Annotated in this window: 14 protein-coding genes; 10 read left to right on the forward strand and 4 right to left on the reverse strand. The window is 68.7% G+C overall.

The window, feature by feature from the left end; genetic code table 11:
- Positions 1–35: 35 nt before the first annotated feature.
- Together ACYJSS_RS27465 and ACYJSS_RS27470 are read right to left on the reverse strand one after the other, a co-directional pair.
- Positions 36–638 carry a 3'-5' exonuclease gene (locus ACYJSS_RS27465; RefSeq protein ID WP_236206123.1) on the reverse strand — a complete coding sequence of 201 codons (603 nt, stop codon included), beginning with the start codon at positions 636–638 and terminating at the stop codon, positions 36–38.
- Between the two features lie 34 nt (positions 639–672).
- A complete protein-coding gene (locus ACYJSS_RS27470; protein ID WP_236206122.1) occupies positions 673–1146 on the reverse strand; it encodes an NYN domain-containing protein in 474 nt (157 codons plus the stop codon).
- A 219-nt stretch (positions 1147–1365) separates the two neighbouring features.
- Here ACYJSS_RS27470 and ACYJSS_RS27475 point away from each other — a divergent pair, with 219 nt between their 5' ends.
- From ACYJSS_RS27475 to ACYJSS_RS27485, 3 genes are all read left to right on the forward strand, one after another.
- Positions 1366–1938, forward strand: a complete 573-nt coding sequence (locus tag ACYJSS_RS27475; RefSeq protein ID WP_236206121.1) for a cysteine hydrolase family protein — start codon at positions 1366–1368, stop codon at positions 1936–1938.
- An 82-nt stretch (positions 1939–2020) separates the two neighbouring features.
- Positions 2021–2683 carry a hypothetical protein gene (locus ACYJSS_RS27480; protein ID WP_111261473.1) on the forward strand — a complete coding sequence of 221 codons (663 nt, stop codon included), beginning with the start codon at positions 2021–2023 and terminating at the stop codon, positions 2681–2683.
- Between the two features lie 46 nt (positions 2684–2729).
- Positions 2730–3161: a VOC family protein gene (locus tag ACYJSS_RS27485; RefSeq protein WP_236206120.1), complete on the forward strand. Its 432-nt coding sequence runs from the start codon at positions 2730–2732 to the stop codon at positions 3159–3161.
- Here the strand turns inward: ACYJSS_RS27485 and ACYJSS_RS27490 are convergent.
- Positions 3155–3958, reverse strand: a complete 804-nt coding sequence (locus tag ACYJSS_RS27490; protein WP_111261475.1) for a substrate-binding periplasmic protein — start codon at positions 3956–3958, stop codon at positions 3155–3157. The two genes, ACYJSS_RS27485 and ACYJSS_RS27490, sit on opposite strands and share 7 nt — an antisense overlap.
- Positions 3959–4210: 252 nt before the next feature.
- On the opposite strand from ACYJSS_RS27490, the gene ACYJSS_RS27495 reads away from it, so the two are divergent.
- Both ACYJSS_RS27495 and ACYJSS_RS27500 read left to right on the forward strand, forming a co-directional pair.
- Positions 4211–5293: an endonuclease/exonuclease/phosphatase family protein gene (locus tag ACYJSS_RS27495; RefSeq protein ID WP_236206118.1), complete on the forward strand. Its 1083-nt coding sequence runs from the start codon at positions 4211–4213 to the stop codon at positions 5291–5293.
- A 612-nt stretch (positions 5294–5905) separates the two neighbouring features.
- Complete coding sequence (locus ACYJSS_RS27500) at positions 5906–6346, forward strand: CopD family copper resistance protein (RefSeq protein WP_236206117.1); 441 nt, start codon at positions 5906–5908, stop codon at positions 6344–6346.
- A 9-nt stretch (positions 6347–6355) separates the two neighbouring features.
- Here ACYJSS_RS27500 and hrpB read toward each other — a convergent pair whose 3' ends face one another.
- Positions 6356–8887: an ATP-dependent helicase HrpB gene (gene hrpB, locus ACYJSS_RS27505; RefSeq protein ID WP_236206116.1), complete on the reverse strand. Its 2532-nt coding sequence runs from the start codon at positions 8885–8887 to the stop codon at positions 6356–6358.
- A gap of 129 nt (positions 8888–9016) precedes the next feature.
- Between hrpB and ACYJSS_RS27510 the strand changes: the two genes are divergently transcribed.
- From ACYJSS_RS27510 to ACYJSS_RS27530, 5 genes are all read left to right on the forward strand, one after another.
- Positions 9017–9436, forward strand: a complete 420-nt coding sequence (locus ACYJSS_RS27510; RefSeq protein ID WP_111261479.1) for a polyribonucleotide nucleotidyltransferase — start codon at positions 9017–9019, stop codon at positions 9434–9436.
- Positions 9436–9939, forward strand: a complete 504-nt coding sequence (locus ACYJSS_RS27515; RefSeq protein WP_236206115.1) for a DinB family protein — start codon at positions 9436–9438, stop codon at positions 9937–9939. The genes ACYJSS_RS27510 and ACYJSS_RS27515 overlap by 1 nt, the downstream gene beginning before the upstream one ends.
- Positions 9936–10829 carry a cation diffusion facilitator family transporter gene (locus ACYJSS_RS27520; RefSeq protein WP_111261481.1) on the forward strand — a complete coding sequence of 298 codons (894 nt, stop codon included), beginning with the start codon at positions 9936–9938 and terminating at the stop codon, positions 10827–10829. Before ACYJSS_RS27515 ends, ACYJSS_RS27520 begins: the two co-directional genes overlap by 4 nt.
- Positions 10830–10926: 97 nt before the next feature.
- A complete protein-coding gene (locus ACYJSS_RS27525) occupies positions 10927–11346 on the forward strand; it encodes an MAPEG family protein (RefSeq protein ID WP_111261482.1) in 420 nt (139 codons plus the stop codon).
- Between the two features lie 414 nt (positions 11347–11760).
- Positions 11761–12240: an Lrp/AsnC family transcriptional regulator gene (locus ACYJSS_RS27530; RefSeq protein ID WP_111261483.1), complete on the forward strand. Its 480-nt coding sequence runs from the start codon at positions 11761–11763 to the stop codon at positions 12238–12240.
- Positions 12241–12314 lie beyond the last annotated feature (74 nt).

Genomic DNA, 12314 nt, shown 5'->3' on the forward strand with positions numbered 1-12314 from the left:
GCAAAGCCCCTCGCCGTGCGCGGCGCCGAGCGCATCTACAAGCGCTTCAGCGCATCGAGGATCTTGGCGGCGGGGACTTTCTGCAGGCGGCAGAACAGCTCGTGGCTCACCTGGCGCACGCCGTGGCGTTCGCGCAGGCGCTCGGCGATGTGCAGGGTGAGGTTGGCCGCCATCTCGGCATCGGCCATGGCGCGGTGGGCCTGGCCGGTGTCGGGCAGGCGCGCCCAGCGGTTGAGGGTGCCGAGCTTGTGGTTGGGCGCCTCCGGCAGCAGGCGGCGCGACAGCAGCAGGGAGCAGGCGAAGGCCTGCCGGCGACGGCGGCCGAGGCGCGCCAGCTCGGCGTCCCAGAATTTCTGGTCGAAGGAGGCGTTGTGCGCCAGCAAGGGGATGTCGCCGACGAAGTCCGCCACCTCCCCCATCACCTGGGCCGCCGGCGGTGCGGCGCGGACCATGGCGTTGCTGATGCCGGTGAGGCTCTCGATGAAGGGCGGCACCCAGACGCCGGCGTTCATCAGGCTCTGGTAGCGCCCGACGATGCGGCCCTGGTCGAGGATGACGACGCCTATCTCGGTGGCGCGGCAGTTGTCCCCCGGCGTGACGCCGGTGGTTTCGAAGTCGATGACGGCGATGGGGTCCACGGGGTTTCCACTGTTTGGCAGGGGCGCCGGGCTGTCACTTGAGCAGCAGGCCGCCCTCGATGGGCACATAGCGGCTGGCGGCACGCACCAGCGATTGAGCGGTGAGGCCCGGCACGCCATAGGCGACGGCTTCGACGCCACGGTCGCGGACGCGGTCGAGCAGCAGGTCGAAGTCGCCATCGCCGGAGGCCAGGACGATCTCGTCCACCCGCGCGGCGGCGTCGAGGATGTCGATGGTGATGCCCACGTCCCAGTCGCCCTTGGCCGAGCCATCGGCGCGCTGGATGAAGGGCTTGAGCTTCACGGTGAAGCCGAGGTTGCGCAGGATCTGCTGGAACTGCTGCTGGCGGGCGTCGCCCCGGTCGATGGCGTAGGCATAGGCTTCGACGATCTCGCCACGGCTGGCGATGTCCTTCCACAGCGCGGTGTAGTTGAAGTGACAGCCATAGGCCTGGCGCACCGTGTAGTAGAGGTTCTGGACATCGGCGAACACTGCGATCTTCTTCACCGGTTTTCCTCGGGTGGCGGGCGTGGGTTTCAGGCTGCGAAAAAACGTAGGCGAGGCCGCCAGCGCAAGGCAGGAACAGGCGAAAAAAGCGGAGTCTACACGCTGTAGATGAGCATTTTTGAGCCGGCTCCCAACGCAGCGATGGCAACGCAGGTAGTTTTTCGAAGGTCTGCTAGAGTCGGCGCACAGTATGCCAGCCTCGAGGAAAGGACACCCGACATGCCGCTGAACGACCCTCTCCATTCGCCTCCCGCCCTGATCATCATCGATATGCAGCAGGGCATCGCCCGCGTCACCACGCCGCGTAACAACCCCCAGGCCGAAGGGCGCATCGCCGCCCTGCTCGCCCACTGGCGCCAGCGCGGCTGGCCGCTGGTGCATGTGCGCCACATGTCCCGCGAGCCGGGCTCGGTGTTCGCCCCGGGGCAGGACGGCGCGCTGTTCCAGCCGGAGCTGGCACCCGGGCCGGGCGAGCAGGTGCTGGAGAAGAACGTCACCGACGCCTTCACCCACAGTGCCCTGGAGCGCTGGCTGCACGTGCGCGGCATCCGCCGCGTGGTGATCACCGGGGTCGCCAGCGAGAACTCGGTGGAAGCCACCGCGCGCAGCGCCAGCAACCTGGGCTTCGTCACCACCGTGGTGGCCGACGCCTGCTACACCTTCGCCAAGGCCGACTGGTCGGGCCGCCCGCGCAGCGCCGAGGAGGTGCACGACATGGCCATGGCCAACCTCGCCGGCGAATACGCCGAGGTGCTGGAGAGCGAGGCCCTGCTGGCCGGGCTGGCGTCGTGATCGTCGCCCGGCGGCGCCTTGGAGAGGGCACGCGGCATCGACTAGAGTTGCTTCACAGCCCTGCATTCCTATGGCGCCGTCAATGAATCCCCTGCTCCTGCTGCGCGACTCCTGGTATTTCTTCAGCCGCCACTTCGGCCCGATCGCCTCGCTCTGCCTGCCGGTGATCCTGCTCGAGGCACTGGCCCTGCAGGTGGCCTCGGCCTGGCTGGGCGAGGCCTCGTCGTCGGCTTCCGACCTGCTCATCCGCCTGGTGTTCTACCCCCTCTATACCGGCGCGCTGATCGTCTTCCTCGACAGCCGCAGCAGCCGCGTCAACCTGAAGAAGAAGCAGATCTGGAGCCTGGCATTGCTGCGCTGGCCGTCCTTCGCGGTGCTCGCGGCCTTCAGCACGCTGCTGATCATGCTCGGGGCTTCGCTGCTGATCCTGCCGGGACTGTGGATCATGAGCCGGCTGGTGTTCGCCGAGTACCTGCTGGTACTGGACGGCCTGTCGCCGATGGACGCGATGAAGGAGAGCTTCCGCATGAGCGATGGCCATTTCCTCACCATCCTCTGCTGCATCCTGCTGGCGATGGGGCCGGTGTGGGCCTTCGAGTGGTGGGCCTATGGCGAACTGGGCGAGCGCCCGGACAGCGTCGCCAGCGTCTTCGTCGACTGCCTGGACGGCTTCCTGCAACTGTTCACCTGCGTGCTGATCTTCCGCCTGTTCAGCCTGCTCGGGGAGCCTGCAGCGGAGCGCTGAAAGCCGGCTAGTCTTGTCGGGGCCATCGCACAGGGAGATCCATTCCATGGCCGAAAACCCCAGCATCCTGTCCCACATCTCGCTCGGCACCAACCACTTCGAACGGGCCGTGGCCTTCTATGACAAGGTCCTGGCAACCCTGGGTTGCCGGCGCATCATGGAGCACCCCGGCGCTGTGGCCTATGGCCGCCTGTACCCGGAGTTCTGGGTGCAGGAACCCATCGACGGCAGGCCCGCGAGCACCGGCAACGGCACCCACGTCGGTTTCTTCGCGGCGGACAAGGACGCGGTGCAGGCGTTCTACCAGGCGGCCCTGGCCAGTGGCGGCAGTTCCGATGGCGAACCGGGGCCCCGCGCGGATTATGGCGCGCCCTACTTCGGCTGCTTCGTGCGGGACCCGGACGGGCACAAGATCGAGGCGGCGTTCTGGGACTCCAGCCTGGAATACGAACTGGTGGTCGAACCCCACGCTCACTGAGTGGCAGGCTGGTAGCGCTTGGCGGCCTCGGCCACCCAGCCCTCGTCGAGCATCTGCTGCAGGGCGGTGGCGATCCTGTCCTTCTCCTCGGCCAGCGCGTGCCGGTGGGTGAAGCCGATGTACAGCTCGGTGCGGGTATCGGGCTGGTAGCCGGTCCTGACGATGCGTCCGGCCAGGCGCGGATCGCGCAGCTCGTAATCCACCTGGCAATCGGTGCCGATCACCAGTTGCAGGCGCCCGCGCAGGAGCATCTCCAGCAGTTGCTGCTCGTTGCTGACCCCGGACTTGTGCAGGCCGGCATCGGAATCGAAGGGCTGGAAGTAGGCCGACTCCAGCACGTAGCCGATGGTGGGCCCGCGCAACTGCTCGTAGCGGGTGATGCGCCTGGCCAGTTCCGGGGTGCCGTACAGCCGTGGCGCGCAGGCGTAGTAGGGAGTGGCCAGGTAGTCGATGTAGCGCTCGCGTTCGGGGGTGCGCGCGAGGCCGGTCATCAGGTCCGCCGAGCCGCTCTGCAGTGCGGCCAGCCCGCGCGCCCAGGGCGCCCGCTGCACGTCGAAACGCAGGCCCGTGCGCCGTGCGATCTCGTTCAGCAGGTCGATGTCCAGCCCGTGCAGCGCCCCCCCCTCGCCTTCCATGCGGAACGGCGGCCAGTAGTCGGTCATCACCCGCAGCGGCGGCCGCTCCTCGGCGCTGGCGCAGGTGATGCCGAGCAGCAGCCACAGAAGCCCGCACAGCAACGCGCCGGCACGGCCACGGCCGGGCGATGCGGCGGGACTCGCTAACGACTGGCGATGCATGCCTGCTCCTGGAAGTCGGGACTGAGGGGTTGATCCTGCAAGACCCTTGCCGATCTGGGTGCCGGGCATGTTAGGGCAACCCGAAGGATGCGCAAACCAGGGTGCCCGCCCCGCATTGCGATCCGTCGCGACAGAACAAGAATAGCGTCGCCGGCGGCATCCAGCCGCCTCGCTTGCGCACGCGTTTGGGCCGGGCCGCGCGCTCAGGTATGCTCGCCCATTCCCTGACCCAGCCACGCACCGTTCCAGCCGATGCCCCTTCTACTGCGCCGCCTCCTGCTCTGCCTGCTGATCGTCGCCGTCGCCCTGGTCGCGCTGGTCTACAGCCTGACCTGGCACCCCGCCCCGCGCGAGGAGGCGCCTGTGGCCTGCGTCGCCGAGGCGCCCCTGCTGCAACCCGGCCAGGCGCTGAAGGTGATGACCTGGAACGTGCAGTACCTGGCCGGCAAGCGCTACGTCTTCTACTACGACCTGCCCGACCGCGAAGGCCCGGACGAACGCCCGACGCCGGCGGACATCGCCTACAGCCTCGACGAGGTGGTGCGTGTGCTGCGCGACGAGCAGCCGGACCTGGTGTTCCTCCAGGAGCTGGACGAAGGCGCCCGCGCCACCGACTACCAGGACCAGCTGGCGCTGCTGCGCGAGCGTCTCGCCGATGTGTACCCGTGCAGCACCCAGGCCTTCTACTGGAAGGCCGCCTTCGTGCCGCAAACGCACATCCTCGGCAGCGTCGGCATGAAGCTGGGCACCCTCAGCCGCGTGCGCATCGACAGTGCCGAGCGCCTGCAACTGCCCCTGGCGGCGGGTGACCTGCTGCACCGCCCCTTCGAACGCAAGCCGGCGCTGCTGGTGAGCTACCTGCCGGTGCGCGACGGCGGCCGCCTGGCGGCGATCAACACCCACCTCGATCCCTGGACGCCCGGCCAGGACACCGCGCAGCGCCAGCTGGCGATGACCCGCAGCCTGCTCGACGAGCTGGAACGCGACCGCACGCCCTGGGTGCTGGGTGGCGACTTCAACCAGTTGCCGCCCGGCCAGTACCTGCGCCTGGACGCCGTGCAGCGCAGCCGCTTCGCCCGCGACAGCGCGCTGGAGGCGCTGGCGACCTACCCGAGGGTGCCCGCCGCCGAGGAAACCGACGGCGCCGAGCGCGCGCGCTGGTTCACCCAGTTTCCCAACGACCCACGGGTGTCGGGGCCGGATCGCACCGTCGACTATGTTTTCCACAGCCCCCGCCTGACCCGCATCGACGCACGCGTGCGCCAGCTCGATACCCTGCGCATCTCCGACCACCTGCCCCTGATCGCACGCTTCCTGCTGCCGCCGGTGCATTGAAACCGGGCGGCACGCTGCAAGCCCTGTAAGGGCGACTTCAGTCGCCAAGCGGCGCGCAGCGCCGCCCCTCTGCCGTGGAATTCATTGGCTCTGTCTGCGTTAGCTGTTGTGGTTTTAATGCAGGCGCTCAAGCACGGCTCTTTCCGGGCGCCAAAGGGTTCGTGCCACCTCCGCCGCATGGGTTTCGCTTCGCTCTACACCATCCTACGAAAGCCGCCCGCCGCGGCGTTCACCCGGTGGTGATGCGTACATCTCTGAAGATTCTGGCGCAGAAGTTGAAGCAGCCGCTAAATGCCCCTTTCAGGAGCGAGGGAAGTCTGGCGAAGCCAGACCCGTATGCAGGGGCGAGCGCTTTTGGTTCCTTTTAATTGGTTCGGCATTCCGACGATTGTTAAAAGGGGACTCGCCCGGGGGGGCGAAACCAGAAATATCAGCAAAACCCGGCAACCAGCTGGGCTCGGTTCTTCTAGCAACACTTAACGCAGACAGAGCCAATTCATTGGCCACCCCACCTCACCCACGGCTGACCCAGGTCAGGGCGCGCTTGGCGGCAAGCGGCATGATCGGCAACGGGCTCAGTGCCCGCCGCCATCCGCCGTTCGGGAGCCCGCCATGCATTTCCTGCTGCTCAAGTTCATCCACCTGACCGCCGCCGCCTTCTTCATCGGCGGGGTGTTCTTCGAGGTGATGATCCTCAGCCGCGCCACCCCGGTGCTGGAGGCCGAGCCCCGCGAGCGCTTCTCCAAGGCCCTGGGGCAACGCGCACGCAAGGTGATGCACTGGGTGGTACTGGCGCTGTTCGGCGCCGGGCTGGGGCTGGCCTGGCACTACCGCGCGGCGCTGCACGCGCCGCTGGCCAGCAGCTTCGGCACCTTGCTGATGCTGAAGATCATCCTGGCGCTGAGCATCCTCGGGCACTTCCTGCTGGTGGTGGTGCTGATGCGCAGCGACCGGATGACGCCGCAGCGCTCGCGGCGCATCCACATCAGCGTGCTGCTGCACATGCTCGGCGTGATCTTCCTCGCCAAGGCGATGTTCCTGATCAGTTGGTGAGCCCGGCGCTCAGCGACGCGGCTTGGCCCGGGCGGTGGGCTCGGCGATCAGCGGGTCGTCCGGCCAGTAGTGCTTCGGGTAACGGCCCTTGAGGTCCTTCTTCACCTCGACATAGGTATTGGCCCAGAAGCTGGCCAGGTCCTGGGTCACCTGCACCGGGCGGCGCGCGGGGGACAGCAGGTGCAGCTTGACCACCTGGCGGCCCTCGGCGATGCGCGGCGTGTCGGCCAGGCCGAAGAGTTCCTGCAGGCGTACCGCGAGCACGGGCGTGTCTTCGCCGTAGTCGAGGCGGATGGCCGACCCCGACGGCACGGTGATCGCGCGCGGCGCCAGTTCGTCGAGGCGCTGGGGCAGCGGCCAGGGCAGCAGGCCGGTGAGGATGCCCGGCAGGTCCAGGGCGGAGAAATGGCTGAGGCGGCTGACCTTGCCCAGCCAGGGCGCGAGCCAGTCTTCCAGGGAGTCGAGCAGCGCGGCGTCGGACAGGTCCGGCCAGTTGCTGCTGCCCTGTCGCGCCAGGTCGAGGCGCCGCAGCAGCGCCACGCGGGCCTGCCACTGGCGCAGCTCAGGCGTCCAGTTCAGCAATTGCAGGCCCTTGCGCCGCACCAGGGCGACCAGTGCGCGGGTGCGGGCGTCTTCGTCCAGGCTGGCCAGGGGCTCGCGGTCCAGCACCAGCTCGCCGATGCGCCGCTGGCGCTCGGCCCGCAGCAAGCCTTCGCGTTCGTCCCAGTCCAGCAGCTCCAGCACGCTGAGCTGTTCGGCGAGGGGGCCGTCGAACAGCGTCGGGTCGAGGTCGGCGGCCAGGTAGATGCGCTCCTCGCGCTGGCCCTGGCGGCTGCCCAGGTCGGCGATCACCAGCCAGGGCTCCTTCATCAATGCATCGGGCTCGGCGAACAGCGCCGCGCGGCCGTTGGCCAGGCGGTATTCGGCGCCACCGGGGCGGCGCTGCTGGGCGATGCGGTCGGGGTAGGCAAAGGCCAGCAGGCAGCCGAGCCAGCGCGGGTGATCCGGGTCGGCCACCGCTTCGGTGGCGCCGCCGCGCAGGTAGGAACGGAACTGCCGGGCCAGCTGGCGGGCCCGTTGCACTCCGCCCCTGGCGCCACGGGCGGCGCCGGCCTCGCCGGCGAGCAGGGCGATGCGGCCGTGCAGGTCGGCGCCGCCGCCACGGAGGATGTCGCGCTCGCCGAGCAACGCGGCAAGGTCGCAAGCCAGGACACCGAGCCCGAGCGCCTGCCCGCGCAGCAGCAGGTGGGCGATGCGCGGGTGCGCCGGCAGCTCGGCCATGGCCTGGCCATGGGCGGTAAGCGCCAGGCCGCCGTCGCCACGGGGGGCCAGGGCCCCCAGGCGACGCAGCAGGTCGCGCGCCTGGGCATGGGCGGCGGCGGGCGGCGGGTCGAGCCAGGCCAGCTCGCCAGGCTCCACGCCCCAGCGCGCCAGCTGCAGGGCCAGGCCGGCGAGGTCGGCCTGGAGGATCTCGGCGCTGCCGTGGGCGGCGAGCTGCTGGTGCTGCGCCTCGGACCACAGGCGGTAGCAGACGCCGGCCTCCAGGCGCCCGGCGCGGCCGGCGCGCTGGGTGGCGGAGGCCCGGGAGATGCGCTGGGTGTCGAGGCGGGTCATGCCGCTGGCGGGGTCGAAACGGGGTACGCGCTCGAGGCCCGCATCCACCACAACGCGCACGCCGTCGATGGTCAGGCTGGTCTCGGCGATGTTGGTGGCCAGCACCACCTTGCGCTTGCCGGCCGGCGCGGGCTCGATGGCGGCGCGCTGGGCGGCGAGGTCGAGCTCACCATGCAGCGGGCAGAGCAGGACGTCGTCGCGCCCCTGCAACTGCTCGCCAAGCTGTTCGGCGACGCGACGGATCTCGGCCTGCCCGGGGAGGAACACGAGCAGGCTGCCGGGCTGTTCGGCAAGGGCCTGGAGCACCGTCTGCAGCACCCGTGGCTCGATGTACTCGCCGCTCTGGTGAGGCCGCCCCCAGTGGATATCCACAGGGAACATGCGCCCTTCGCTGCGCACCACCGGTGCCGCGTCGAGCAGGCTGGAAAGGCGCTCGCCCTCCAGCGTGGCGGACATCAGCAACACCTTCAGCGGCGGCTCGTCACGCAAAAGCGCGCGACCGTTGAGGGTCAGTGCCAGGGCCAGGTCGGCATCCAGGCTGCGCTCGTGGAATTCGTCGAAGATCACCAGGCCGACGCCGTCCAGCGCCGGGTCGTCCTGCAGGCGGCGGGCGAGGATGCCCTCGGTCACCACCTCGATGCGCGTGCGCGGGCCGACCTTCGACTCCAGGCGGATGCGATAGCCCACGGTGTCGCCGACCTTCTCGCCCAGCTCGGCGGCCAGCCGTTCGGCTGCGGCGCGGGCGGCCAGGCGGCGGGGTTCGAGCATGAGGATGGTCTGCCCGGCGAGCCAGGGCTCGTCCAGCAGCGCCAGGGGTACGCGGGTGGTCTTGCCGGCGCCGGGGGGCGCTTCGAGCACCGCTTCATGGCGCCGCGCGAGGGCTTCGCGCAGCGCGGGCAGGACGGCATCGATGGGTAGCGGATTCATGGTGGCTCCAACGCGGGGTGGCGATTATAGCGGCGAACTGCCAGCCCTTTCGTGTGGTCTCAACACTGCCGTGCGTTTTGCAATGAACGCCTTGGTATAGTGACGCCATTTTCCCGCCTGGAGCCGCATATGCGCATGTCTTCCCGTTTGATCGGTGGCGCCGTCGCCGCCGCCCTGCTCACCCAGCTGACCGCTTGCGGCACGCTGTTCTTCCCCGACCGTCGCGGCCAGATCGAAGGCAAGATCGACCCCGTGGTGGCCGCGCTCAACGCCGTCGGCATCCTCTTCTACGTGATCCCCGGCCTGATCGCCTTCGGCATCGACTTCGCCACCGGGGCCATCTACCTGCCGGACAACGAGACCGCCCAGGTCGACCCGGCACTGCTCAAGGACGCGATCGACGCCGACGGCAAGGTCGACAACGCCCGCCTGAAGGCGATCATCGAGCGTGAAACCGGCCGCAACCTGCCGCTGGACGACCCGCGCCTGATCCAGCACAGCGGCAGCGCCGAACAACTGGCCGCCTACGGCCTGAAGCCCGCCGCCTGATGAGCGCGCTCGCCAGCCATTTCGACAGGCTTCTGGCCTACCACGGCTGGGCCTACCGGCAATTGCTGGCGAGCCTCGCCTCGCTCGACGAGACCCGCTACCGGGCCGATCGCGGCCTCTACTTCGGTTCCATCCACGGCACCCTGAACCACCTGGCGGTGGTGGATCGCATCTGGTTCTCGCGGTTCCTGCACCTGCCCCGCCCCTTCGAGAAGCTGGACGCCGAGGCGGCCCCCGACCGTGCCGCCCTGGCCGCCGTGCTGGCCGAGGGCATCGGCCTGTGGCGCGCCTGGCTGGCCGGGCAGGACGACAACGCCCTGGCCGCCCCGCTGGAGTACCAGAACATGCGCGGCGACGCCTTCCGCCGCCCCCATGGCGAGATCCTCACCCACCTGGTGAACCATGGCACCCACCACCGGGGCCAGGTGACCGCGGCGATGACCGCGATGGGCCTGGAAAGCCCGGCACTGGACTTCATCTACTACCAGCCGAGTCGCCCGTGAGCACTTCGGAACGCCATGCGCGCCTGCTGCGGCTGGCCACCAACGCATCACTGTCCGTCGCCCTCACGCTGGTGCTGGCCAAGGCCGTGGCCTGGTGGCTGAGCGGCTCGGTCAGCCTGCTGGCGGGGCTCACCGACTCGCTGCTGGACAGCGCCGCGTCTCTGCTCAACCTGCTGGCGGTGCGCTTCGCGCTGAAGCCGGCGGACGATGACCATCGCTTCGGCCACGGCAAGGCGGAGTCCCTCGCCGGGCTGGCGCAAGCCATGTTCATCGGCGCCAGCGCCGTGCTGGTGGGGGTGCAGGCCGTCGAGCACCTGCGCCAGCCACACCCACTGGGTGCCCAGGGGCTGGGGATCGCGGTGATGGTCCTGTCGCTGGCGCTGACCCTGGCCCTGCTGGCGCTGCAGAACCATGTGGTGAAGGTCACCCACTCCACGGCGGTGCGCGCCGATTCGCTGCACTACCGCTCCGACCTGCTGCTCAACGGCAGCATCCTCGTGGCCCTGGCGCTGGCCAGCCAGGGTTGGGAACGCGTGGACGGCTTCTTCGGCCTGGGCATCGCCCTCTACATCCTGTGGAGCGCCGTCAGCATCGCCCGCGAGTCGGTGGCGGTGCTGATGGACCAGGAAGTGTCGCCGCAGGTGGGCGAGCACATGCACCAGCTCGCCTGTGCCGTGCCCGGGGTGCTGGGTGCCCACGACCTGCGCACCCGCATCTCCGGCAGCCACTGGTACGTGCAGTTGCACCTGGAGTTGCCCGGCGCGTTGCCGCTGTCCCAGGCCCACGCCCTCTGCGTGCGTGTGGAACAGGCGATCATCGAGGCCTACCCACGGGCCGAGGTGCTGGTCCACGCCGACCCCGTCGAGGTCGTCCAGGCAGCGCGCCACTGAGGTTCCTCCCCTCCTTGTCGGTTGGCTTCGCGAAATAGAGCAATTGCTCTAGAATCGCCGCGCGCCATCCCACAACAACAATTCGAGGAGCCTGTCCATGTCGCAATCCCCCACTGCCATCGCCCTGCTCGGGCTCGTCGCCTGGAGCCTGCTGCTGGTCTTCCTGCTGGTGAACCAGCGCGGCCTGCTGGTGATGGCCGGGCGCATGAAGGTCAACGCCTTCGCGCCCGACGGCAGCAACATGCCCGGGGCTCTCGGCCAGCGCCTGGTCCGTGCCCATGCCAACTGCCTGGAGAACCTGCCGATGCAGGCGGCGGTGCTGCTGTTCGCCCTGGCCACCGCGCAGACCGCGATCACCGACCCGCTGGCCCTGGTGCTGCTGGGCGCGCGCATCGTCCAGAGCCTGGTGCACCTGATCAGTACCAGCGCACTGTTCGTCTGGCTGCGCTTCGCCGGCTTCTTCGTGCAGCTGGCCGTGCTGGCCTGGTGGCTGCTGCGCCTGGCCGGCCTCGTCTGAGGCCTCTCACAAGCATCCATGGTGTTCCGCGCGCGGTCTTGATGGGTTTCGCCGAGCTCTACCCATCCTACGGGCATCACAATTTCTTACGAGCAATAAAAAAGGGGGGCCCCTATTTCGGGCCCCCCTTCGGGGAATCTGTCCGGTGCTGGCAATCGTGTCGCCGCTTTCATCGCCTGCCTGATTGGGCAGCGCGGACCCGGGTGCCTGCTCGAACCGGTGGGTTCGGCGGCGCCGACGCGCCTGATTGGGCGGGTCGGTTGGACTTGCTGTCCGGGCCGTGAAACTGGAAACAATCTTAAGTCGACAGGCACGACAGATGATTGCAAAGATTGCTCTTCAGATTGCCACTTGCGCAATTTTTAACTAATCAAACATCATTCCTGGCAATCCAAACGGAATCCAGGTGAAAAGATGGAAAGACTCGACCGCTACGACCTGAAGATCCTCGCCGAGCTGCAGCGCGATGCGCGCATCTCCAACCAGGAACTGGCCGAGCGCATCGGCCTGTCGCCTTCGCCCTGTTCGCGGCGGGTGAAGCAGTTGGAGGACGACGGCTACATCGTGCGCCAGGTGGCGCTGCTCGATCGCAAGAAGCTGGGCCTGAGCCTGACCGCCTACGTGCTGATCGGCATGGATCGCCATACCCCCGAGCGCTTCGAACATTTCCAGTCGGTGATCGGCCAGTGCCCGGAGGTGCTGGAGTGCTGCCTGGTCACCGGCATGGAGGCGGACTACCAGCTCAAGGTGGTGGTGCCGGACATGGACCACTACCAGCAGTTCCTGCTGGGTCAGCTGACCCGCATCGAAGGCGTCACCAGCGTGCGTTCGAGCTTCGTGCTCAACCAGGTGCTGAGCACCACGGAACTGCCGCTGACCCATCTGCGCGGCTAATACGGAGGTGGTAGTGGCGAGGCCCGGGGCGCGGCGTATAATCGCCGCGCCTTTGCTGTGCCCCGCGTGGTTTC

This window comes from Pseudomonas sp. No.21 (assembly GCF_054558415.1).